At 70.6% G+C, this 20,934-nt stretch carries 19 protein-coding genes; 11 read left to right on the top strand and 8 right to left on the bottom strand.

Annotation, left to right across the window (positions count from 1 at the left end):
• Positions 1 to 213: 213 nt before the first annotated feature.
• Positions 214 to 630 (bottom strand): IS200/IS605 family transposase, encoded by a 417-nt coding sequence (gene tnpA / locus KME78_RS60955; RefSeq protein ID WP_219539451.1) that lies wholly within the window; start codon positions 628 to 630, stop codon positions 214 to 216.
• A 67-nt stretch (positions 631 to 697) separates the two neighbouring features.
• On the opposite strand from tnpA, the gene KME78_RS60950 reads away from it, so the two are divergent.
• The 3 genes from KME78_RS60950 (at position 698) to KME78_RS60940 (ending at position 3,911) form a co-directional block, all read left to right on the top strand.
• On the top strand, positions 698 to 2,023 hold the full coding sequence (locus tag KME78_RS60950; protein WP_219539450.1) for an RNA-guided endonuclease InsQ/TnpB family protein: 1,326 nt from the start codon (positions 698 to 700) through the stop codon (positions 2,021 to 2,023).
• Positions 2,024 to 2,109: 86 nt separating this feature from the next.
• Positions 2,110 to 2,811, top strand: coding sequence for a TetR/AcrR family transcriptional regulator C-terminal domain-containing protein (locus tag KME78_RS60945; protein WP_219539449.1), 702 nt, complete (start codon positions 2,110 to 2,112; stop codon positions 2,809 to 2,811).
• Between the two features lie 110 nt (positions 2,812 to 2,921).
• Positions 2,922 to 3,911, top strand: a complete 990-nt coding sequence (locus tag KME78_RS60940) for an NAD(P)-dependent alcohol dehydrogenase (RefSeq protein ID WP_246654960.1) — start codon at positions 2,922 to 2,924, stop codon at positions 3,909 to 3,911.
• A gap of 6 nt (positions 3,912 to 3,917) precedes the next feature.
• Here the strand turns inward: KME78_RS60940 and KME78_RS60935 are convergent, their stop codons facing one another.
• Together KME78_RS60935 and KME78_RS60930 are read right to left on the bottom strand one after the other, a co-directional pair.
• On the bottom strand, positions 3,918 to 4,178 hold the full coding sequence (locus KME78_RS60935) for a hypothetical protein (RefSeq protein ID WP_219539448.1): 261 nt from the start codon (positions 4,176 to 4,178) through the stop codon (positions 3,918 to 3,920).
• The gene (locus KME78_RS60930; RefSeq protein WP_219539447.1) at positions 4,175 to 4,981 is read right to left on the bottom strand and encodes a phytanoyl-CoA dioxygenase family protein; all 807 of its coding nucleotides are present in this window, start codon (positions 4,979 to 4,981) and stop codon (positions 4,175 to 4,177) included. Before KME78_RS60930 ends, KME78_RS60935 begins: the two co-directional genes overlap by 4 nt.
• A 79-nt stretch (positions 4,982 to 5,060) precedes the next feature.
• Here KME78_RS60930 and KME78_RS67775 point away from each other — a divergent pair, with 79 nt between their 5' ends.
• Entirely contained in the window at positions 5,061 to 5,828 is a 768-nt protein-coding gene (locus tag KME78_RS67775) for a helix-turn-helix domain-containing protein (protein ID WP_219539446.1), read from the top strand.
• Between the two features lie 4 nt (positions 5,829 to 5,832).
• Here KME78_RS67775 and KME78_RS60920 read toward each other — a convergent pair whose 3' ends face one another.
• The 3 genes from KME78_RS60920 to KME78_RS60910 form a co-directional block, all read right to left on the bottom strand.
• Positions 5,833 to 6,402 (bottom strand): DUF4291 domain-containing protein, encoded by a 570-nt coding sequence (locus KME78_RS60920; RefSeq protein WP_219539454.1) that lies wholly within the window; start codon positions 6,400 to 6,402, stop codon positions 5,833 to 5,835.
• Positions 6,403 to 6,500: 98 nt separating this feature from the next.
• The gene (locus KME78_RS60915) at positions 6,501 to 6,863 is read right to left on the bottom strand and encodes a cupin domain-containing protein (RefSeq protein ID WP_219539445.1); all 363 of its coding nucleotides are present in this window, start codon (positions 6,861 to 6,863) and stop codon (positions 6,501 to 6,503) included.
• Between the two features lie 60 nt (positions 6,864 to 6,923).
• The gene (locus tag KME78_RS60910; protein ID WP_219539444.1) at positions 6,924 to 9,338 is read right to left on the bottom strand and encodes a DUF4132 domain-containing protein; all 2,415 of its coding nucleotides are present in this window, start codon (positions 9,336 to 9,338) and stop codon (positions 6,924 to 6,926) included.
• Between the two features lie 87 nt (positions 9,339 to 9,425).
• Here KME78_RS60910 and KME78_RS60905 point away from each other — a divergent pair, with 87 nt between their 5' ends.
• The 4 genes from KME78_RS60905 to KME78_RS60890 all read left to right on the top strand — a co-directional run bounded on the left by KME78_RS60905 (position 9,426) and on the right by KME78_RS60890 (position 13,453).
• Positions 9,426 to 9,914, top strand: a complete 489-nt coding sequence (locus KME78_RS60905; RefSeq protein WP_219539443.1) for a (2Fe-2S)-binding protein — start codon at positions 9,426 to 9,428, stop codon at positions 9,912 to 9,914.
• Positions 9,911 to 10,882 carry an FAD binding domain-containing protein gene (locus KME78_RS60900; protein ID WP_219539442.1) on the top strand — a complete coding sequence of 324 codons (972 nt, stop codon included), beginning with the start codon at positions 9,911 to 9,913 and terminating at the stop codon, positions 10,880 to 10,882. The genes KME78_RS60905 and KME78_RS60900 overlap by 4 nt, the downstream gene beginning before the upstream one ends.
• Positions 10,879 to 12,900 carry a xanthine dehydrogenase family protein molybdopterin-binding subunit gene (locus KME78_RS60895; protein WP_219539441.1) on the top strand — a complete coding sequence of 674 codons (2,022 nt, stop codon included), beginning with the start codon at positions 10,879 to 10,881 and terminating at the stop codon, positions 12,898 to 12,900. Before KME78_RS60900 ends, KME78_RS60895 begins: the two co-directional genes overlap by 4 nt.
• A 76-nt stretch (positions 12,901 to 12,976) precedes the next feature.
• On the top strand, positions 12,977 to 13,453 hold the full coding sequence (locus KME78_RS60890) for a DUF6328 family protein (protein ID WP_219539440.1): 477 nt from the start codon (positions 12,977 to 12,979) through the stop codon (positions 13,451 to 13,453).
• Positions 13,454 to 13,489: 36 nt separating this feature from the next.
• On the opposite strand, the gene KME78_RS60885 is transcribed toward KME78_RS60890, so the two are convergent.
• On the bottom strand, positions 13,490 to 14,956 hold the full coding sequence (locus KME78_RS60885) for an alpha/beta fold hydrolase (RefSeq protein WP_219539439.1): 1,467 nt from the start codon (positions 14,954 to 14,956) through the stop codon (positions 13,490 to 13,492).
• A gap of 161 nt (positions 14,957 to 15,117) precedes the next feature.
• Between KME78_RS60885 and KME78_RS60880 the strand changes: the two genes are divergently transcribed.
• Positions 15,118 to 16,662: a beta-N-acetylhexosaminidase gene (locus tag KME78_RS60880; RefSeq protein WP_219539438.1), complete on the top strand. Its 1,545-nt coding sequence runs from the start codon at positions 15,118 to 15,120 to the stop codon at positions 16,660 to 16,662.
• A gap of 38 nt (positions 16,663 to 16,700) precedes the next feature.
• Positions 16,701 to 18,851, top strand: a complete 2,151-nt coding sequence (locus tag KME78_RS60875; protein WP_219539437.1) for a DEAD/DEAH box helicase — start codon at positions 16,701 to 16,703, stop codon at positions 18,849 to 18,851.
• Positions 18,852 to 18,870: 19 nt separating this feature from the next.
• On the opposite strand, the gene KME78_RS60870 is transcribed toward KME78_RS60875, so the two are convergent.
• A complete protein-coding gene (locus tag KME78_RS60870) occupies positions 18,871 to 19,800 on the bottom strand; it encodes a carbohydrate kinase family protein (RefSeq protein ID WP_219539436.1) in 930 nt (309 codons plus the stop codon).
• A 150-nt stretch (positions 19,801 to 19,950) separates the two neighbouring features.
• Between KME78_RS60870 and KME78_RS60865 the strand changes: the two genes are divergently transcribed.
• A complete protein-coding gene (locus KME78_RS60865) occupies positions 19,951 to 20,934 on the top strand; it encodes a sugar ABC transporter substrate-binding protein (protein WP_219539435.1) in 984 nt (327 codons plus the stop codon).

Genomic DNA, 20,934 nt, shown 5'->3' with positions numbered 1-20,934 from the left:
GATCAACCTCATCCGCCTGGACGCCTGGCTCACCCAGACACCCCTCGGCGCGACCCGAGTCTCACACTTCGCGCGCCTCGACCTGACACTCACCGCATGACCCACCGAATTGGGCAACGGAGTCCTTCAGACCGGGGGTGAATGCGGTCCCGTCAGGGATGGCCCGCCGGAGGCGGGGCAGCCTGGGGCCGCGTAGCGCGGACCCGGAAGCGGTCAGGTGGGGCGGCGCTGTTGTTCGATGTAGGCCTTGATGATCGATAGTGGCGCTCCGCCGCAGGAGGCGGCGAAGTAGGAGGGTGACCAGAAGGGGCCGTGCATGAGGGCAGGGTTGACCAGGCTGGTGAACTCCTTGCGGAGGTAGTGCGAGGAGACGCCCTTCAACGAGTTGACGAGTTTGCTGATCGCGACCTTGGGCGGGTAGTGGACGAGCAGGTGGACGTGGTCGTGTTCGCCGTTGAACGCGCGTAGCTCGGCCTCGAAACTGTCGCACACCTCGATCATGATGTCTTCGCAGCGGCGCAGCATCGCGTCGTCGAACACGTTTGTGCGATATTTGGTGACAAAGACCAGATGGACATGCATCGCGGAAACCACATGCCTGCCTCGCCGATATTCCACTTCCTGGCTCATAGACCAGATGATAATGTGTTCGAGTCAGTGAGACTGTGGGCGTCCCCGAGGGCGAGGGGTGTTGCGCATGTTGGCGGGCCGCAAGTACCGCCTGGAGTTCGACTTCGGGCAGCGGGCGTTCGCCGAGCGGCTGGGCGGGATCTGCCGGGCCGTGTGGAACACCGGCCTCGAGCAGCGCCGCGAATACCGGCGGCGAGGCGCATACCTCAGCTACGAGGAGCAGTGCGCGCAGCTCGCCGAGGCGAAGAAGGATCCGTACTGTGCCTGGCTCGCGGACGCTCCCGCCCAGGTGATCCAGCAGACGCTGAAGGACCTGGATAAGGCGTGCCGCAAGCATGGCACGTGGAAGGTTCGTTGGAAGTCGCGGACGACGTGGAGGCCGTCGTTTCGGTTCCCCACTCCGAAACACACCCCCGTCGAGCGGATCAACCGCAGGTGGAGCCGGGTGTTCCTGCCGAAATTCGGGTGGGCGCGGTTTCGGATGTCGCGCCCGCTGGGTGGGGTGGTGAAGTCCGCGACCGTCTCGCGCGACGGCGCGCACTGGTTCATCTCGTTCCTGGTGGAGGACGGCCTGGCTCAGGTTGACCAGCACATCCATCCCGACGCGCACGCCGGGGTGGACCGGGGTGTGGTCACGGCGGCGGTCACCTCCGACGGGGAGTTCTTCGACCGCCGCCACGCTGGAACCGACAGCGTGTCCAGCCTGGTGTCGCCTCCTGAGCGGCGACAGGACCGGCAGAGCGATCTCGGGTTCCTGGCTGCGGGGGAGGCGGAACGTTATCTGCGGCTGCAGCGGCGGCTTGCCCGGTCGAAGAAGGGCTCTGGGCGGCGTCAGCAGGTCGTCGCGGCGATGGGCGCCATCATGCGCCGCGTCCGATGGCGGCGCGCGGATCTCCACGCGCAGACCGCGCACCGCCTCACCCGCCGCTACGGCGTCGTGGTCCTGGAGAACCTCAACATCGGCGCTATGACCACCGCCGTGCGACCCAAGCCCGACCCCGGCCAGGAGGGCCGATACCTGCGCAATGGCGCGGCGGCGAAGTCCGCCTTGAACAAGGCGATCCTGGACAAAGGCTGGTACGGCCTGGAGAGCGCCCTGCGGAGCAAGGCCCGCTACACCGGGATCGTCGTGGCGAAGGTCCCGGCCCCGTACACCTCACAAACGTGCCCGGCACCTGCCTGCGGAAAGGTGGATGACAAGAGCCGCGAGAGCCAAGCGGTCTTCTCCTGCACCGCCTGCGGGCACGCCGAGCACGCCGACATCGTCGGGGCGAAGAACACGTTGGCCAGATATCGGGCGGCCGGGCTGGTCGTCCCAGGGCGTGGAGACCCACCCGGGTCCGAGAAACGTCAAGCACCCCGTCCCACAGCACACGCCGCACAAGCGGCATGAGCTGCCGCGCAAGCGGCACGGGAATCTCCGTCCTTAAGGAGAGCAGGTCAACTTGTACGATGAGCTGCGGAGGAGGGTTGATCTCAGTGGCCACCCGCAATGAACCAAGGACCGAGCCCCGCATCCCGTTGAGCAGAGATCGGGTGTTACGGGCCGCGGTCAAGCTCGCCGACGAGAGCGGCATCGAGTCGCTCACGATGCGCCGCCTCGCGGAAGAGGTCGGCGCCGAGGCGATGTCGCTCTACTACCACGTGGCCAAGAAGGAAGACGTGCTCGACGGCATCGTCGAGGTGATCGCCGGGGAGATCAACGAGGCCGTCGGCCGGATCGACGTGCCTTCCCAGGGCGCGGCCTGGAAGTCGGCCGTGCGCCAGAGAGTCCTGACCGCCCGCGAGGTCCTCCTGCGCCACCCCTGGGCGCCGCGCGTCTTCGAGACCCGTGCCGACGTGAGCCCACCCGTCGTGCAGTACTTCGACGCCCTGATCGGGCTCATGCGAGACGGCGGCTTCTCCTACGACCTGGTCCACCGCGCGCTGCACGCGCTGGGGAGCCGGGCCCTGGGATTCACCCAGGAGATGTTCGACCCGGGCGACGGAGCCGGCGGCGAGGAATCCTCCGCCATGCTCGAGGCCATGGCCGAGCGGCTGCCCCACCTGGTCGGCATGCTGAGAGAGATCGCCCATGACGACCCCGACTCCACGTTGGGCTGGTGCGACGACCAGACCGAGTTCGAGTTCGGGCTCGATCTGATCCTCGACGGGCTCGACGGGATGCGCGAGACCGCCTGACCTTCGCGGCACCGATCGCCGGTACATCTCATCAACGTCCCTCCTTGACCGCCTTACGTCGTAAGAGTACCTTACGACGTACGACTTACGTTGTACGAAACCAAGGAGACATGATGAAGGCGGTCGTCTTACGCTCGTACGGATCACCCGATGACCTGGCCGTCACCGAGATCGACAGGCCGGTGCCCCGCGGCGACGAGGTGCTGGTCCGGGTGCGCGCCACCTCCGTCCAGCCCTACGACTGGCACCACCTCAGAGGCGAGCCGTACATCGCGCGCCTCATGCCCGGCAGCCTCGGGCTACGCGGGCCGAAGATCAGCATCCTGGGCGCCGACATGGCGGGACAGGTCGAGGCGGTCGGCGCGGACGTGACCGGGTTCAGCCCGGGCGATGAGGTGTATGCGCAGGTCAACCAGGGCGGCTTCGCCGAGTACGTCTGCGTCCGCGAGGGCGAGCTGGCGCCGAAGCCGAAGAACCTCACCTTCGAGCAGGCGGCGGCGGTCCCGATGGCGGCCAACACCGCCCTGCTGGGCCTGCGCGACCAGGGGCGGATCCAGCCGGGGCAGAAAGTGCTCATCAACGGGGCTTCGGGAGGGGTGGGGACCTTCGCCGTGCAGCTCGCCAAGGCGTTCGGCGCGGAGGTCACCGGCGTCTGCAGCGCCCGGAACGCGGATTTGGTCCGATCCATCGGCGCGGACGAGATCATCGACTACACCAAAGAGGACTTCACCCAGAGCTGCCGGCGTTACGATCTCCTGCTGGACATCGCCGGCGGCCGTTCGGGAACGGCCTGCCGGCGGGTGCTGACGCCCAAGGGGACCTACGTCGCCATCGGCGGGGCGCCCAGCCGATGGCTCCAACCGGCTGGGCACGTGTTCGCGGCGCTGGCGCTGTCGCCGTTCGTGTCGCAGAGAATGGTCATGACAGACGTGGTCAGATGCACCGAGAACCGACAGAACCTGATGACGCTCACCCAGTTCATCGAAGCCGGCAAGGTCACTCCGGTCATCGACCGCAGTTACCCGTTCGAGGAGCTCCCGGCGGCCGTCAAATACCAGGAAGAGGGCCACGTCCCGGGCAAGGTCGTCATAGCGCTCTGAGCGGGCTCAGGACAGCTTCTCGAAGAAGAACTCGTGCTTGAGGAACGAAGTGTCGTACTCGTGGCCGGGGTACGGCGGGATCAGCTGGGAGGCCTGGAACAGCCGCCAGCCGTCACGCAGCGCCTCGACTCCCGTCTCGTAGGGCGGCTCGTCGCCGTCGCCCGTTGTGGGGTTGGTCGCACCGGTGCCGTCGTATCGGGACCAGCCGACGACAGCGGCGTCGAGCGCCGAAGTGGCCAGATAGAGAACGAGAACCTGCTGCTTCACGCGACCCTCCCAGGGCGGTTGCTGACGCGGGTCACGAAGTAGTCGATGTCGAAGGTGGCGTCGCCGGTCAGCGCCCGCCAGAGCTTGGCTCGGTTGTAGACCTCCAGGCGCCCGGTGGCCGGCTCGTACCAAGGGAAACGACGGCTCAGCTCGGTGAGCACGTCCGGCTTGTCGAGGTCGGAGGTGTCCCACAGGCGGACCTGCGGCACAGTGGGGTTGAACCGGATCTTGAACATGTACCTGCGGACATCACCGTCGTTGCGCCGCCCGCCGTGCCAGAGGCCGTGGTGCAGGATGACGACGGTGCCCGCGGGGCAGGTCAGCCGGGTCTGACCGCGCAGGTTCTGGTAGCGGCCGGTGTCGCTCTCGTTGGTGCGGCGCAGATGGCTGCCCGGCACGCTCAGCGTGCCGCCCATCTCGGCGGTCACCTCGTGCGGGTAGTACATGAGCTGCACGTCGAAGGCGTCCGTCCGGGTGTCGATGATCGCGTCGCCGTGCAGCGGCTGGGCGCTTCCTCCGTGCGGCTCACGGATGTGCACGGCGTGATGGTCGACGGTCGGGTCCGGCCCGACCAGGCTGCGCAGCGCGCCCGCGACGGCGGGCAGTTCGACGAGGCGGCGGGCGAAGGAGCCCGCCGGAAAGGCTTCGGTCACGGGCGTGCCGTAGGGCACGGCCGGGATGCCCGCCTCGAGCACGTCGATCGCCTGCTCGTTCATCTCCGCGGGCACGACCGCGTCCATCCGCAGGGAGCCGTGTGCCACGAAGCGGGCCATCTGTGCTGAAGTCAGCAAGGTGGTTTGCATACGTCGAATCTAAAGACACCACACATCTATGTAATGGGATGCATTCACCGAGTTGTGGTTAAGTTTCACCATGGATCGGGTGCTCATCAGGCTGGACGAACCGCCGTCGGTGGCGAACGTCGGGGTGGGTGTGCACGGGATCCGCAGCCTGACCGACGTGTTCCGGCTGCCCGACCTGTGGCAGCTGCACCTGTACGGCTACCCGGCCGAGGTGGAGATCGACGGCGTGACGCATGCGATCAGGCCGGGCCGGGTGAGCCTGATACCGCCGGGCACACAGGTGCGTTACCGCTATCGGGGCCGCTCGGAGCACGTGTACGCGCACGTGCGCCCGGCGGAGGTGGGCCAGGCCCATACGGTGCCGGTGATGCAGGACGCCGGGGCCGAGGCGCCGCTGCTGGCCGCGATGCTCCGGCAGGCCGTCGCGGCGTCGCCGGGAACGCCGTCGCGGGCCGTCGCCGAGGTGTGGGCGGTGCTCTGGCGCATCGTCCAGCTCTCTCCCGCCCTGGAGGGCGGCCGGTCGCACGCCGCAGTCTCGGCCGCCGTCGCCCACATCGAGGCCAACCTGGCCGGGCCGCTGACGGTTCCGCAGGTCGCCGCCGCGGCCGGAATGTCGCACAACCATCTCACCCGGCTGCTCCGCGCCGAGACCGGGGACACGGTGATCGCCTACATCCGGCGCCGCCGCATGGAACGGGCCCGCCACCTGCTCCGGGAGTCGACGCTGTCGATCTCGGCCATCGCCGCGGTGGTCGGGATCCCCGACCTGCAGGCGTTCAACAAGGCCTGCCGTCGCGAGCTCGGCGCGTCTCCCCGTGCCATCCGGGGACCCGGTCCTGTCACCTGATGGATCAGGAGGTGGTCGCGCCGATGGCCTGGGCGAGATCCTCCGGCAGCGGGTAGGGGCGTTCCAGCGGGAGCAGGCCGGTCACGTCCCGGCGGTCGCGGAGCGCGGTGTGGAGATCGCGGACCCGGTCGGTGATGTCGGTGATCGCGACCGTCCAGTCGTCGAGGTAGTGGTCGACGGCCCGGCCCGACAGGCCGACCTGGATGGATCGGTAGGGGAGGGCGTTGTGGCGCGGGCCGCGCTCGGGATCCCATTGGACGCGGACCGGGCTGCGCCGCAGGCGTTCCTTCCAGCTCTCCTGATCGCCGTCCCGGCCAGGGTGGCTGAGGCAGGCGTGGGCCAGCGCCCACGCGAAACCCTCGCGGGTGAGGTCGATGGCCAGGACGCGGGTCTGGCCGGGCTTGGTCGCGTAGCCGCAGCGGTACATCATCCACAGGAACGACGGTTTGATCCAGGTCATCCGGTCCCGTTTGAAGGGCGCCACGAACCGCTGCGCGGCGACCGCGGGGGCGGCGATGGCCGGGTCGTACGCCTGGTAGACGGTTATCGACTCCTCGGTGTAGGCGGCGCGGATCTAGCGGCATGCCGCTCAGCCTGGCGAACAGGGTCCGGGCCGGCAACGGGATTAGCCGGGCTCGCCGCGAAGTGCCAACCCCCGCGGCGAGCCGTTGTCTAGAAGCTGCGTGCCTTGGCGTATTCCGCGGCGCCGCCCGCGAAGTCGTACACCTCGACCTGCTCGTTGCCGACCACCCAGGCATCGTGTCCGGGCGGGGCGACGAAGACCTCTCCCGGCCCGATCTCGGCCTCGGTGCCGTCGTCCATCCGGATGCGGAGCCGGCCGCGTACGACGAACCCGTTGTGGTGGACCTGGCACGAGTCGGTGCCCACGATCGGCTTGATGGACGCCGACCAGCGCCAGCCGGGTTCGAACGTGGCCACACCGAAGGCCAGGCCCGTCAGGTTGCATACCTCGAGATGCCCCATCGGGAAGTCGCGGCGTTCGTCGGGCTTGTCGATGCTCTTGACTTCGATCATGACGATCCCCCTTCGTCACAGTCAAGTCTTCACCGTCTTCTCCTCCGTGTCGAGGCGGCCTCACAGCCGGAGCTGGCGGGTGATGGTCGGGTCGGTGATCGTGGTGTCGTCGGCCAGGAGCATGGCCTTGCTGAGGATGACGGCCAGCACCCGGTCGCCCTCGAACGGCAGGAACACCTGCCCGGCACCAGCCGCCGGAGCCTGCTTGGGGACGATGCACAAATACTGGTCATTCGGCGTCATCAGGATGTTGCCCGACCCCAGGTGGATCTTGTACGTCCTGATGTCCCCGCGTACCAGAAGGAAGCGGTCCTCCAGCGTGCAGCGGTCGGCGATCGCCAGCCTGGGCACCAGGCGGGACAGCAGGTCGCGGCGGGTCTGTGCGGTGCCCGACAGCTCGCCGAAGCTGTAGGAGGTCCAGTATTCGCGGAACCGGCCGTCGGGCCCGCCGTCCTGCCAAGTCGGGTCGTTGCCGACGCTGGCCACCCCGACGAACAGGTCGACGTCCCGCATCACCTCGCTGAACACCAGCGGCGGCACCTGGTCCAGGGGCAGCGGCAGGACCGGGTCGGCGCCGTCACGGAGCCACTGCTCGTAGCCGCCGCCGGAGGCGTGGCCGTAGTTCGCCGGCGCCCCGGACGGGTAGAAACGCACCTGATCGGTTACCAGGCGCAGATAGGCGCCCGAATCGAGCGTGTCCGTGCCGAAGTCGTGACCGATGCCCTCCACCCAGAACTCGGCACGCAACCCCCACTCCGGCAGCTCGCGGAAGGCGGGAGTGTAGGCGTCGTCGACCATCAGCCGCAGCCTGTTGTGCCAGCCGCGCGCCGCGGCCAGCGCGTGGAACTGATGTTGCCGCAGGACGTGCGCGGCGTAGCGGTTGGAGTAGACGCCGGTGTTCTCCTCGGCTGCCGTCAGCAGGTAGATCTCGCGGTGGGCCTGCTTGAACGGCTGGGTGACCTCATGCCGTTCGAGCCAGTCGCGCCAGGCCAGCACCTCGGGCACATCCCGGCCGATCGGGTGCCACAGGCGTACCGTCGCGTCCTCGGCGGGAGTGACCGGCGTGTCGTCGGCGGCGCGCAGCCGCCCTCCGGCGTACGCGCACGGCCGATCGTCGATGGTCCAGATCAGCCGCCTGCCGAGCGTGCCGACGAGCGGGTGGTCCAGGTAGCGCTCTCGCCATATCGTGTACGGCCAGGCGCGCTGGGCCAGGAACTGCCGGTCGAGGCGTTCGACCTGGGCCGAGAGCATCTTGCCGATGTCCTTCACCGACGCCTTCAGCTCGGCCAGCTCCTCGGCGTGCTCGCGGCGGACGCTCGCCGGAGGCGATTTGACCGCGCGGCCCGCCGCGTTGCGCCACGTGATGCCGGTCACGGTCAGCTCCGCGGTGACGTCGCCGAGAGACACGGTACGGCGGCCGACCTCGGTGAGCCCGTACGACGGGACGGCCAGCTCCTCGACCTCGTCACGCGTCAGCCCCAGCGCGGCGGCGCGCGTGTCGAGGGCCGTGTCGAGCAGCTTGAGCGTCCCCTTGTACGTGACGCGGGAAGCCAGCCGGGCCAGCTGGGCCAGCGCCCGGTCGCCCTCCATCCGCGACAGCGCGTGGACGGCCGCGTTGGCCACCAGGGGATTGCGCGGGCCGACGCCGGGAACCTTGCGCAGGGCCGTCTCCACCAGATCGCCGAGCACACGCGCGCTCTCCGGGCTCGCGGGCAGCAGGGTGAGCGTCCAGACCAGCCCGCGGACGGCGAGCACGTTGTGCGGGTCGAGCACGGTCTCGCGCTCCCCCCGGATGGGCACCGTGCGCGGCCGTCCGGTCAGCGCCAGCCACCTGATGATCGTGTCCTGCGGGTCGTCCACCGCGTCGAGCAGGAGCCGGGCCTGCTTCTCCCACGCCTTGGAAGGCTTGGCCGAGGTGGCTGTCAGCGCGTGCGCGATCAGCGCCCGCCAGCCCCCGCCAAGGGCGGACAGATCGGCGAGGGCCTGATCGGCCCACGCCTCGCCGGGATTGAGGATCAGATGCTCGGGGAGGCCGGCGATCACGTCGAGGAATTCGTCCGCGCGGTAAGACTGGCGCGCCATGCGCCGGATCGTGGCCGCCACGGGCCCCGGGATCTCGCGACCGGCCCGCAACCACGCATCCACGAGCTGAGCGAGCAGGTCGGTGGCGTGATAGACCCAGGATTCGCCGACCTTCGTGAAGAATGCCGCGGCCAGGTCAAGGTGCTGATCCAGCCGCACGCCCCGGAGGAGGGCACTGATGAGTGCGTGGGGCAGGTATTCGTCGGAGAGGGCGATGGCCACTCGCAGCCTGAACTCGCCCGGCCGCGGGTGGGCGTCGAGGGCGTCGACCACCGAGGCCCAGTCCCGCTCCCGACTCCCTTGCTTCTGAACGATGAGCAACAGCTCGCGGGCCAGGTCTTCCGCGTCGCGCTCGCCCGAGGCCGTCTCATCGACGAAGCTCACTTTCACCATGCCAGTGGAGTGTAGGGATCTTGGCCGACATTCTTCAGGCCGGACAGAGTCGGGTTGAGCCGTCCACGCACCGGGTAGGCGAGCGCCATGGAGGTCACCCTGCAGGTCAACGGCACGCGGCGGACCGTTGACGTGGATCCGCGTGTCTCGCTGCTGGACCTGTTGCGCGAACGGCTCGGGCTGACCGGCTCGAAGAAGGGCTGTGATCACGGACAGTGCGGCGCGTGCACCGTGCTGATCGACGGCCGGCGGGCCAACGCCTGCCTGGCGCTGGCCGTGGCGCAGGACGGGTCGGACATCACCACCGTCGAGGGCCTGGCGGACGGCGACCGGCCGCACCCGCTCCAGGCGGCCTTCGTCGAGCACGACGCCTTCCAGTGCGGCTACTGCACCCCCGGCCAGCTCTGCTCGGCCGCCGGGATGCTGGCCGAGGGCGGCCCGAGCGCCATCACCGACGACCTGGCCACCGACCCGGCGCTGACGGCCGAGGAGATCCGCGAGCGGATGAGCGGCAACCTGTGCCGGTGCGGCGCCTACCCGAACATCGTCACCGCGATCGTGGAAGTGGCGCGATGAGACCCTTCGAGTACGCGCGGGCCGGCGACCCCGCCGACGCCGTGGCCAGGTTCCGGCCCGGCACGATGTACCTGGGCGGTGGCACCAACCTCGTCGACCTCATGCGCCTGGGCGTGGCCGAGCCCGAGTTCCTGGTGGACGTGAGCCGGCTGCCGCTCGACCGCGTCGAGCCCGACGGCGACGGGCTGCGGATCGGCGCCGCCGTGCGCAACAGCGACCTGGGTGCCCACCCGCTGGTCCGCGAGCGCTATCCGATGCTGGCGCGGGCGGTGCTGTCCGGGGCGTCCGGGCAGATCCGCAACATGGCGACCGTCGGCGGCAACCTGCTGCAACGCACCCGCTGCCCGTACTTCCAGGACGTCTCCAAGCCGTGCAACAAGCGGCGGCCCGGATCCGGCTGCCCGGCGATCGACGGCGACCACAGCAACCTGGCGGTCCTGGGGCATTCCACCGCCTGCGTGGCGACCCATCCGTCCGACATGGCGGTGGCGCTGGCCGCGCTCGACGCCCGCGTGCACGTCACGGGGCCCGGCGGCGACCGGGTGATCCCGATGCCGGGGCTGCACCGGCTGCCCGGCGACGAGCCCGGCAGGGACACCGTGCTGGAGCCCGGCGACCTGGTCACCGCCGTGCACCTGCCCGCCCCGCCGCCGGGCGCCGCCCGCTACCGCAAGGTCCGCGAGCGGGCCTCGTTCGCGTTCGCGCTGGTGTCCATCGCCGCCGCCCTCGACGTCGCCGCGGACGGGACCGTGCGCGAGTGCCGGATCGCGCTCGGGGGAGTGGCGCACGCGCCGTGGCGGTGCGAGCGCGCCGAACAGGCGCTGCGCGGCGGCCGGGCGGACGAGGAGAGCTTCGGCCGGGCCGCCGACGCCGAGCTCGCCCGGGCCCGTCCGCTGCCACGCAACGCGCACAAGGTGCCGCTGGCCCGCAACCTCATCGTCCGCACCCTGCTGGAGCTGGCGCCATGAACCGGATCGAGGGGCACGACAAGGTCACCGGCCGCGCGACCTACGCGGCCGAATACCCCGTCGAGGGCGTCACCTACGCCTACCCGGTCCAGGCCGAGATCGCCAGGGGCCGCATCACCTCGATCGACATGGCCGGGGCGCTGGCCATGCCGGGCGTGCTGACCGTACTGTCCAGCGAGGATCCCCCCGCGCTGGCGCCCGGCGCGGACCCCGAGCTCGGGCTGTTCCAGAGCCGCGAGGTCGCCTATCGGGGGCAGATCGTCGCCGCCGTCGTCGCCGACACCTACGAGGACGCCCGCGCGGCCGCGCGGGCGGTGCGGGTCAGCTATCAGGAGGACCCGCACGACGTACGGCTGCGCGGCGACCATCCCGGGCTCTACCGGCCGGAGAAGGTGAACCCGTTCTATCCCGCCGACACCGAGAAGGGCGACGTGGCGGCCGGGCTGGCCGCGGCGGCCTTCACCGTGGACGTGACGTACACGACGCCGGCCATGCACAACAACCCGATGGAGCCGCACGCCACGCTCGCCGTCTGGAGCGGTGACGGCGACCTGACCGTCTACGACGCGACGCAGGGCGTGTCCACCGCCCGCGACATGATCGCCAAGCTGCTCGGCCTGCCCGCCGAGCGGGTGCGCGTGGTGTGCCGGCACGTCGGCGGCGGTTTCGGGTCCAAGGGCGTCATCCGGCCCGGCACCGTGCTCGCCGTCCTCGCGGCGCGCGCCGCCGGGCGGCCGGTGAAGGTGGCGCTGACCCGCCAGCAGCTGTTCGACGTCACCGGCTACCGCACGCCGACGATCCAGCGGGTGCGGCTCGGCGCCGACGCCGACGGGCGCCTGACCGCCGTCGACCACGAGGTCGCCGAGCAGAGCTCGACGCTGGTCGAGTTCGCCGAGCAGACCGCCACCCCGGCCCGCACCATGTACGAGACGCCCGCGCTGCGCACGGCCCATCGGCTGGTCCGGCTGGACGTCGCCACCCCGTCGTGGATGCGCGCTCCGGGCGAATGCCCCGGCATGTACGCGCTGGAGTCGGCCATGGACGAGCTGGCCATCGCCGCCGGCATGGACCCGGTCGAGCTGCGCGTGCTCAACGACCCGGAGACCGAGCCGGCGGGCGGCCGGCCATTCAGCTCCCGCAACCTGGTGGCCTGCCTGCTGGAGGGCGCCCGCCGGTTCGGCTGGGAGGGCCGCGACCCCACACCCGGCGTCCGCCGCCAGGGGCGCTGGCTCATCGGCACCGGTGTCGCCTCCTCGACCTACCCGGCCATGCGGCGCCCGTCCCAGGCCACCGCCACCGTCGAGAACGGCGGCTACGTCGTCCGCGTGGCCGCCGTCGACCTCGGCACCGGCGCCCGCACCGCGCTGACCAGGATCGCCGCGACCGCGCTCGGCGTCCCGCCCGAGCAGGTACGCGTCGAGCTGGGCGACAGCGACCTGCCCGCCGCCCCGCTGGCCGGCGGCTCCATGGGCACGGCCTCCTGGGGCTCGGCCGTCGTGGCCGCCTGCGAGGAGGCGCTGCGCGACGGCAAGCACGGGGCCGCCGACACCACCGACGCCATCAAGGCGCAGGAGGACCTGGCCAGGCACTCCTTCGGCGCCCAGTTCGCCCGGGTCCGGGTGGACATGGACACCGGCGAGGTCCGCGTGTCGCACCTGCTGGGCATCTTCGCCGCCGGGCGGATCATCGACGAGGACCTGGCCAGGTCGCAGTTCGTCGGCGGCATGACGATGGGCCTGGGCATGGCGCTCATGGAGGCGACCGTCACCGACGACGAGTTCGGCGGGTTCAGCAACCACGACCTGGCCCAGTACCACGTCCCGGTGTGCGCGGACGTCGAGCGGATCGACGCGGCCTGGATCGAGGAGGACGACCGGCACCTCAACCCGATGGGCGCCAAGGGCATCGGCGAGATCGGCATCGTCGGCACCGCCGCGGCCATCGGCAACGCCGTCTACCACGCCACCGGCATCCGCGTCCGCGACCTGCCCATCACCCCGGCCCGCCTGCTCGCCTGACCCGTTTCCGGCGCGGAATGCGCTGATAGATCATGCTTTGGGCATGAAATGCCCTGGCTTCGGTAGATGAAGGCACATGGAGCCGGACAAGGAGACCCGCAAAGAGCGGGCCGACCGCAACTTCGTGGAGCTGCTGCAGAGTGCCCGTGTGGCGGTGACCGGGGTTCAGGTGCTGTTCGCGTTCCTGCTGACGGTCCCGTTCTCGCCGGGGTTCGACAAACTGGGCCTGGCCGATCGGCGGCTGTTCTACGTGGCGCTGGTCAGTGCCGCGATCGCGTCGATCTGCTACATCGCCCCGGCCGCCCAGCACCGGGTGCTGTTCCGGCAGGGGCTGAAGGAGACGCTGGTCCGCCGGTCCAACCTGTACGGCATCGCGGGGGCGCTGGCCCTGGCCATCTCGATGACCACGGCCACCATGCTGGTGGTCGACTACCTGTTCCACAACACGATGGCGGTGATCACGGCGGTCGTCATCGCCCTGCTGGCCGTGTGGAGCTGGTTCGTGCAACCGGCGATCGACCGCTCGGCCAACGGGGACGGCGACAGCGGCTGACCCTGGCCGCACGGGCGGCCGGGGCCAGGTGGAGCGTCAGATCTTGGGGCACATCTTCCCCGCGCGCGGCGGGACCCGGGTGATCAGGTAGCGGTCCACCGTCCTGTCGACGCAGGACGAGCCGGTGCCGTAGGCGGTGTGGCCGTCGCCGTCGAAGCTGAGCAGCACGCCCGACGACAGCTGGGCGGCCAGCGCCTTGGCCCACTTGTACGGCGTGGCGGGGTCGCGCAGCGTGCCGACCACCAGGATGGGCGGCGCGCCCTTGGCGTGGATCGCCTTGTTGACGGTCTTGCTCCTGACCGGCCAGAAGTCGCACGGGCCGGCCATGAGCTTGCCGGAGCTGATCGCCTTGGCGTGACGCAGCGCCTGCCTCCAGGTCGGGTGGTCGAGGCAGTCGATGGCCGTGTGCGCCTCCATCAGGTTGGTGTAGGTCGCGTCGGGTCCCCGCTCGTTGTAACCGTCGGCGTACCGCAGCAGGAGCGTGCCGTCGCCCTTGAAGGCCTGGCCGAGCGCCTGCCGGAGGGCCGGCCACGACCCCTGGTCGTACAGGAGACCCTGGATGCCGGTGTACACGAGGGCCTGGGTGGCCTGCCTGCCGTCGTAGGTGTTGACCAGCGGCGCCTTCTCGGTCCGGTCGTGCAGGGCCCGCATGCGCTTGACGGCCGTGCGCTTGGTGAAGGGGCAGTCCTTGCGCTTGAGGCAGTCACGCGCGAAGGAGTCGAACGCCACCCCGAAGCCGGCGCTCTGGTCGGCGCCGAAGTCGCCCGCCTTCACGGAGGGGTCCTCCGCGCCGTCGAGCACCAGCGCGCGCACCCTGGCCGGGAACAGGTCCGCGTAGGTGGCGCCGAGGAGGGTGCCGTAGGAGAAGCCGACGTAGGTCAGGCGCGACTCGCCTAGAGCGGCCCTGAGCACGTCCATGTCACGCGCGGCGTTCGGCGTGCCCACGAACGGCAGGAGCGCGCCGGAGTTGGCCTGGCAGGCCTGCGCGAGCCGCAGCTGCGCGTAGTTGTACATCTTCACCTCGGCCCGCGAGTCCGGGGTGTCGTCGACGGAGTGGTACCAGTCGGCCACCGCGGTGGGCATGCACCGCACGGGGGCCGAGGCGCCCACGCCACGCGGATCGAAGCTGACCAGGTCGAATCGCGAGCGGAGGGTGGCGGTGAACTTCGTCTTCGCGGTGGCTCTTAGGACGTCGACGCCCGACCCGCCGGGGCCGCCGAAGTTGGTCACCACCGAGCCGAGCCGCTTGCCGCCCTTGGCCGGCAGCCTGATCACCGCGATCTCGATCCGCTTGCCCGACGGCTTGGTGTAGTCGAGCGGCACCTTGAGCTTCGCGCACTGGAAACCGCCCTTGCAGGGAGCCCAGGCAAGCCGCTGGCCGTAGTAGGCGTTCAGGCCGTCGGACGCCCGTACGGGCTGTGCCGCCGCCGGGCCGGCGGTGACGAAACCTGCTGACAGCAGGCCGATGACTAACGGGGTGATGATCCCGAGTAGGCGTCGCATATCTCTGTCCTCGTCTGGCGGCCGAGTGGATATCGCTTAGCTGACTCTCCGATGGTTGGGGCCACTGCTTGCGAGGCTCTTTAAGGCCACTGGCCAAGCGGCGTGCAAGCGTATTTGGAAAGTTTCTTTACTAGTGCTGATCGCGTCCGTATGGTGATGCCATGAGCCTGCGCACAGTGCTGGTCCTGGTGGCGGCCCTCGTGGCCACTTCGGTGTCGGCGTCCCCCAGCGCGCCCGCCGCCGCGCCCCTCGGGTTCGGTGGTGTGGTCCCCGTGCCGGTCAGCGCGACGCCCGCGGCCGGGGTCACGTACCAGATCACCTCGTCCACGAGTCTCTACACCGACGTCCCGGCCGTCGGCGACCAGCTCGCGCGGCAGTTGCGGCGCTCGACCGGCTACCCCGTGCCCATCGTCGCGGCGCCGGCCGCCGGCGGCATCTCGCTGCGGCTGGGCAGCGTGAGCGGCGGGGACGAGGCCTACCAGCTCGACGTGACCGCCACCGGGATCACCGTGCTGGCCAACCGGGCCGCCGGGCTGTTCAACGGGGTGCAGACGCTGCGCCAGCTCCTGCCGTACGCGGCCGACAGCGCGACCGTCCAGCCGGGACCATGGCCCGTGCAGGGCGGGCGGATCACCGACGCGCCGCGCTACGCCTACCGGGGCGCCATGCTCGACGTCGCCCGCCACTTCTTCCCCGTGGCCGCCGTCCAGCGGTACATCGACCAGATCGCCCTGTACAAGATCAATTACCTGCACCTCCACCTCTCCGACGACCAGGGCTGGCGCATCGTCATCGACTCCAGGCCCAGGCTGGCCACGTACGGCGGCAGCACCGCCGTCGGCGGTGACCCGGGCGGCTACTACACCAAGGCCCAGTACCAGGAGCTCGTCGCCTACGCCGCCGCCCGCAACATCACGATCGTGCCCGAGATCGACCTGCCCGGGCACACGAACGCCGCCCTGGCCTCGTACGCCGAGCTGAACTGCAACGGCGTGGCGCCGCCCCTCTACACCGGGACCGACGTCGGGTTCAGCACGCTGTGCACGTCGAAGGAGATCACCTACACCTTCATCGACCAGGTGCTGGGCGAGCTGGCCGCGATCACCCCCGGCCCCTACCTGCACCTCGGCGGCGACGAGGCCAGCTCCACCAAGCCGGCCGACTACGCCGCGTTCATGAACCGGGCGCAGGCCATCGCCGCCGCGCACGGCAAGACCGTCATCGGCTGGCACGACATCGTCAAGGCCACGCCGCTGCCCTCCACGGTCGTCCAGTACTGGGGCACCACGCCGAAGGACAGCGCCGTCGCCGGCGCCGGGCGGAAGGTCATCATGTCCCCGGCCAGCCGCGCCTACCTCGACATGAAGTACAACTCGCGCACCCAGCTCGGCCAGGACTGGGCCGGGCTGATCGAGGTCAAGGACGCCTACGGCTGGAACCCCGGCTCCTACTTGACCGGCCTGCCGTCCCAGCAGGTCCTGGGCGTGGAGGCGCCGCTGTGGACCGAGACGATCAGGACGTCGGCCGACATCGAGTACATGGCCTTCCCGCGCCTGCCCGCCCTGGCCGAACTGGCCTGGTCCCCGTACGGCAAGCACGACTGGACCGCCTTCAAGAAGCGCCTCGGAGCGCAGGGGCCGCGCTGGCGCGTCATGGGCGTGAATTACTACCACTCCGGGCAGATTGCCTGGCCTGCCGGTTCTTGAGCTGATCGAGGCGCCGGGACGCGGTACCGTTCAAGGTCGTGAGCGGTGCCAGGGAAGTGCGGGACGTGCTCCGGCAGGCGGCGCGGCTGCTCGCCGAGGCGCGGGAGCTGCGTGCGGAGCACGAGCGCGCGCTGACCCGGGTCGTGGCGGCCGTGTCCGCGCTGCGCAAGCCGCAGGCCAGGGCCGAGCTCGCGGGCATCCCGGTGGCCCGGCTCAAGGACGTGACCGGCGGGCGGCTGCGGCTCGGGATGCTGGAGCGCATGGGCTACACGACGGTGCTCGACGTGCTGGACGCCACGCCGTACGAGCTGCAGCGGTTGCCGGGGATCGGGCCGCAGACGCAGCGGCAGGTGCACGCGGCGGCCAAGCAGATCGAGCGCGCCGCGCGGGAGGTCACCACCGTCCAGATCGACGTCGAGGGCCAGGACGCCGAGACCACGGCGCTGCTCGCCGCCCTGTACCCGTTGGTGGCCGCGGGGCCCGAGTTGCCGCGCGCCCGCCGGACGGCCGACGCGGTCGAGGAGCGGCTCGCCGCGCTGATGCCGGTGGCGCGGGCGGTGAGCGGCTGGTGGCGCCGGCTGCTGTCCGGTGAGGAGAAGCGGCGGCGGGCGGAGGAGGCCGTCGCCGGGATCTCCGAGATCCTCGCCGGGCAGACCGAGACGCGGCTGCTCATCACGCAGGCGACCGTGGACCTGCTGCGGCCGTCGCCCTCCGGGGCGGAGGTGTGGATCGACTTCGAGATCCGCGCGGCCGACTACTACAACCTGCTGGCCGAGATCGCCGCCCTGGAGCCGGGCGACCGGGTCGCCGCCGAGGGGTTCCTGCCCGACGACCTGGCCGAACGGGTCAGGCACCAGGAGCTCGACGACACCCACCGCCGGGTTTCGCTCCGTGGCTACCAGGTGTTCGGGGCCCGGTTCGCGCTGGCGCAGCGCCGGGTGATCCTCGGTGACGAGATGGGGCTCGGCAAGACCGTGCAGGCCATCGCCGCGCTCGCGCACCTCAAGGCGCGCGGCAGGAGCCACTTCCTGGTGGTCTGCCCGGCCAGCGTGCTGATCAACTGGACCCGCGAGATCGAGACCCGCAGCACGCTGCCCGCCTACCGGCTGCACGGCGGCGAGCGGGACACCGCCCTGGCGGAGTGGCTGGAGCGCGGCGGCGTGGCCGTGACCACCTTCGACGGGCTGCAGCGACTCGACGGCGTGAGCGCCGAGGTGGGCATGCTGGTGGTCGACGAGGCCCACTACGTCAAGAACCCCGAGGCCCGCCGGTCCAGGGCCGTCGCCGCATGGTGCGGGCGGGTCGAGCGGGTGCTGTTCATGACGGGCACGCCGATGGAGAACCGGGTGGAGGAGTTCCGCAACCTGGTTCGCCCCCTCCAGCCCGAGCTGCTCGCCCAGGTGCGCGGCAGCGACGCCGCCGCCGGCGCGCAGGCGTTCCGGAGCGCGGTGGCGCCCGTCTACCTGCGCCGCAACCAGGAGGACGTGCTCACCGAGCTGCCCGATCTCGTGCGCGTCGACGAGTGGGAGGAGCTGAGCGCCGCGGACGCCGACGCCTACCGGGCGGCGGTCGCGGCGGGCAACTTCATGGCCATGCGCCGCGCCGCCTACGCGGTGCCGGACAAGTCGGCCAAGCTCGAACGGCTGCGTGAGCTGGTCGACGAGGCGGCGGGCAGCGGGCTGAAGGTGGTGGTCTTCTCCTACTTCCGCGACGTCCTGACCGCGGTGCGGGACGCCCTCGGCCCGGCGGTCCACGGGCCGCTCACCGGTGATCTGCGGCCGGAGCGCCGCCAGGAGGCCGTGGACGCGTTCAGCGCGGTGCCGGGGCACGCGGTGCTGCTCGCCCAGATCCAGGCCGGCGGGGTCGGGCTCAACCTGCAGGCCGCCTCCGTCGTGATCATCTGCGAACCGCAGGTCAAGCCCACCATGGAGAGCCAGGCCGTGGCCCGCGCGCACCGCATGGGGCAGGTGCGCCGGGTCCAGGTGCACCGGCTGCTCTCGCCCGGCGGCGTGGACGAGCGGATGCTGAAGATCCTGCAGGCCAAGACGGCGCTGTTCGACGCCTACGCCAGGCGCAGCGACCTGGCCGAGTCCGCGCCCGACGCGATCGACGTGTCCGAGCAGGCGCTGGCCCGCCAGATCGTCGAGGAGGAGCAGGCCCGGCTCCTGGGCGGGGCTCCCGTTCGGTAAGGCTGGGTCCCGTGTCGCGTCACAGTCCCGCGGGCTCGTTGAGCTGGTGTGCCCACGGCGGGTTCGCCCCCGCGACCGAGCACGTCAGCGCCGCCACCCGGGCGGCGAAGGCGGCGGCGTCGGCGGCCGTCTCCAGGTCGAGCCCCTCCAGGCGGCCCCCGAGCAGCCCCCGCACGCCCAGCCGGTGCAGCAGCCCGGCGGTGAAGGAGTCACCGGCCCCCACGGTGTCGACGACCTTGATCCGCGGCGCTCGTACCGACGTCCGTTTCCCGTCCAGGGACACCAGCGCGCCCGCCGCGCCCTGGGTGATCACGATGAGCCGGGCCCCCGCCGCGTGCCAGGCGTCGCAGGCACGTTCCACGGGCTCGTCCGGCATCAGGAAGGACAGGTCGTCCTCGCTGAGCTTGAGGATGTCGGCCACCGCGCACCAGCGCTCCACCGGGTAGTCCGCCCGGCTCGCCAGGCTGGGCCGTACGTTGGGATCGATCGAGACCGTCGCGTGCTCGCGGGCGTCGCCCGCGAACGCCTCCACCGCGGCGCCGCCCGGCTGCCTGACCAGCGCGAGAGACCCCGTGTGCAGGCAGGACCACCCGCGCGGGTCGACGGCGGCGAGCTCCTCGGGCGTCCACTGGAAGTCGGCGGTGCCCTCGGCGTGGAAGCTGTAGGCCGCCTGACCTCGTTCGTCGAGCGAGGCCACGGCCAGTGTGCTCGGCTCGCCGGCGGGTACGCAGGCAGACAGGTCCACCCCGGAGGAGGTGAGGTGCTCGCGGAACAGCTCTCCGAACACGTCCCCGGACACCCGTCCCAGGAACCGGGTCGCGGTGCCGAGGCGGGCGAGAGCCACTGCCGTGTTCGCGGGGCCCCCGCCCGGCAGCACCCGGAGCTCCAGCTCGCCGGGACGCCGGTCAGCGAAGGCGTCAGCGACGCATTCGCCCAGGACAGCGATCATCAGGGTCAACCTTTCTGCCATGTTTGCAGATTTGTTACGTCGCGGGGGCATTGACGTTTCTAGAAACGGAGTCCATCATCGCAGCACGGCGAATGTCAACGTTGACATATGTCAACGATGACATTGAATCATCCCTGATAGGAAGCCACCATGATTGCTAGGCTCTCGGCCGGACTGCTGGCCGCCGCTCTCCTCGTCACTGGCTGCGGCGGTGGCGAGCAAAAGGCCTCCACCAGCTCCGCCAAGGTCGGGCTGATCACGAAGACGGAGACCAACCCGTTCTTCGTCAAGATGAAGGAAGGCGCGCAGAAGGCCGCCAAGGCGGAGGGCATGGAGTTGATGACCGCCGCGGGCAAGTTCGACGGCGACAACGCCTCCCAGCTCACCGCCATCGAGAACATGGTCGCGGCCGGGGTGAAGGGCATCCTCATCACGCCCAACGACACCAAGGCGATCGTGCCCGCGATCAAGAAGGCCCGGGACGCCGGCGTCGTGGTGATCGCGCTGGACACGCCGACCGACCCGCAGGACGCCACCGACGCGCTGTTCGCCACCGACAACCTCAAGGCGGGCGAGCTGATCGGCCAGTACGCCAAGGGCGCGATGGCCGGCAAGACCGCGAAGATCGCCACCCTCGACCTGGCCCCCGGCATCACGGTCGGGCAGCTCCGCCACGACGGCTTCCTGAAGGGCTTCGGCATCGCCGAGGGCGACCCGTCGGTCGTCTGCTCCCAGGACACGCGCGGCGACCAGGCCAAGGGCCAGGAGGCGATGGAGAACTGCCTGCAGAAGGCGCCCGACATCAACCTCGTCTACACCATCAACGAGCCCGCCGCCCTCGGCGCCTACACCGCGCTCAAGGCCAAGGGCCGCGAGAAGGACGTGCTGATCGTCTCGGTCGACGGCGGCTGCACCGGCGTCAAGGCCGTGAAGAGCGGGGAGATCGCCGCGACCTCGCAGCAGTACCCGCTGAAGATGGCCGAGGACGGCGTCAAGGCCGTCGCCGCGGTCGCCAAGGGCGGCGCCAAGCCCAAGGGGTACACCGACACCGGCGTCACCCTGATCACCGACAAGGCCGTCCAGGGCGTCGAGGCGAAGGACACCGCCTTCGGCCTGGCGAACTGCTGGGGCTGA

Origin of the sequence: Nonomuraea guangzhouensis, from assembly GCF_019396345.1 — a bacterium.
GTDB lineage: Bacteria > Actinomycetota > Actinomycetes > Streptosporangiales > Streptosporangiaceae > Nonomuraea > Nonomuraea guangzhouensis.
Note: the sequence above shows the minus strand (reverse complement) of the source record. Positions and strands in the feature narration are given on the sequence as shown.

What these genes read in the sequence shown, in the direction of transcription:
- KME78_RS60910 (WP_219539444.1), bottom strand. Translation starts at nt 9,338, where the DNA reads ATGGTGAAAGTGAGCTTCGTCGATGAGACGGCCTCGGGCGAGCGCGAC.
- KME78_RS60950 (WP_219539450.1), top strand. Translation starts at nt 698, where the DNA reads ATGTTGGCGGGCCGCAAGTACCGCCTGGAGTTCGACTTCGGGCAGCGG.
- KME78_RS60940 (WP_246654960.1), top strand. Translation starts at nt 2,922, where the DNA reads ATGATGAAGGCGGTCGTCTTACGCTCGTACGGATCACCCGATGACCTG.
- KME78_RS60930 (WP_219539447.1), bottom strand. Translation starts at nt 4,981, where the DNA reads ATGCAAACCACCTTGCTGACTTCAGCACAGATGGCCCGCTTCGTGGCA.
- KME78_RS60880 (WP_219539438.1), top strand. Translation starts at nt 15,118, where the DNA reads ATGAGCCTGCGCACAGTGCTGGTCCTGGTGGCGGCCCTCGTGGCCACT.
- KME78_RS60895 (WP_219539441.1), top strand. Translation starts at nt 10,879, where the DNA reads ATGAACCGGATCGAGGGGCACGACAAGGTCACCGGCCGCGCGACCTAC.
- KME78_RS60900 (WP_219539442.1), top strand. Translation starts at nt 9,911, where the DNA reads ATGAGACCCTTCGAGTACGCGCGGGCCGGCGACCCCGCCGACGCCGTG.
- KME78_RS60890 (WP_219539440.1), top strand. Translation starts at nt 12,977, where the DNA reads ATGGAGCCGGACAAGGAGACCCGCAAAGAGCGGGCCGACCGCAACTTC.
- KME78_RS60870 (WP_219539436.1), bottom strand. Translation starts at nt 19,800, where the DNA reads ATGATCGCTGTCCTGGGCGAATGCGTCGCTGACGCCTTCGCTGACCGG.
- KME78_RS60885 (WP_219539439.1), bottom strand. Translation starts at nt 14,956, where the DNA reads ATGCGACGCCTACTCGGGATCATCACCCCGTTAGTCATCGGCCTGCTG.
- KME78_RS60905 (WP_219539443.1), top strand. Translation starts at nt 9,426, where the DNA reads ATGGAGGTCACCCTGCAGGTCAACGGCACGCGGCGGACCGTTGACGTG.
- tnpA (WP_219539451.1), bottom strand. Translation starts at nt 630, where the DNA reads ATGAGCCAGGAAGTGGAATATCGGCGAGGCAGGCATGTGGTTTCCGCG.
- KME78_RS60865 (WP_219539435.1), top strand. Translation starts at nt 19,951, where the DNA reads ATGATTGCTAGGCTCTCGGCCGGACTGCTGGCCGCCGCTCTCCTCGTC.
- KME78_RS60915 (WP_219539445.1), bottom strand. Translation starts at nt 6,863, where the DNA reads ATGATCGAAGTCAAGAGCATCGACAAGCCCGACGAACGCCGCGACTTC.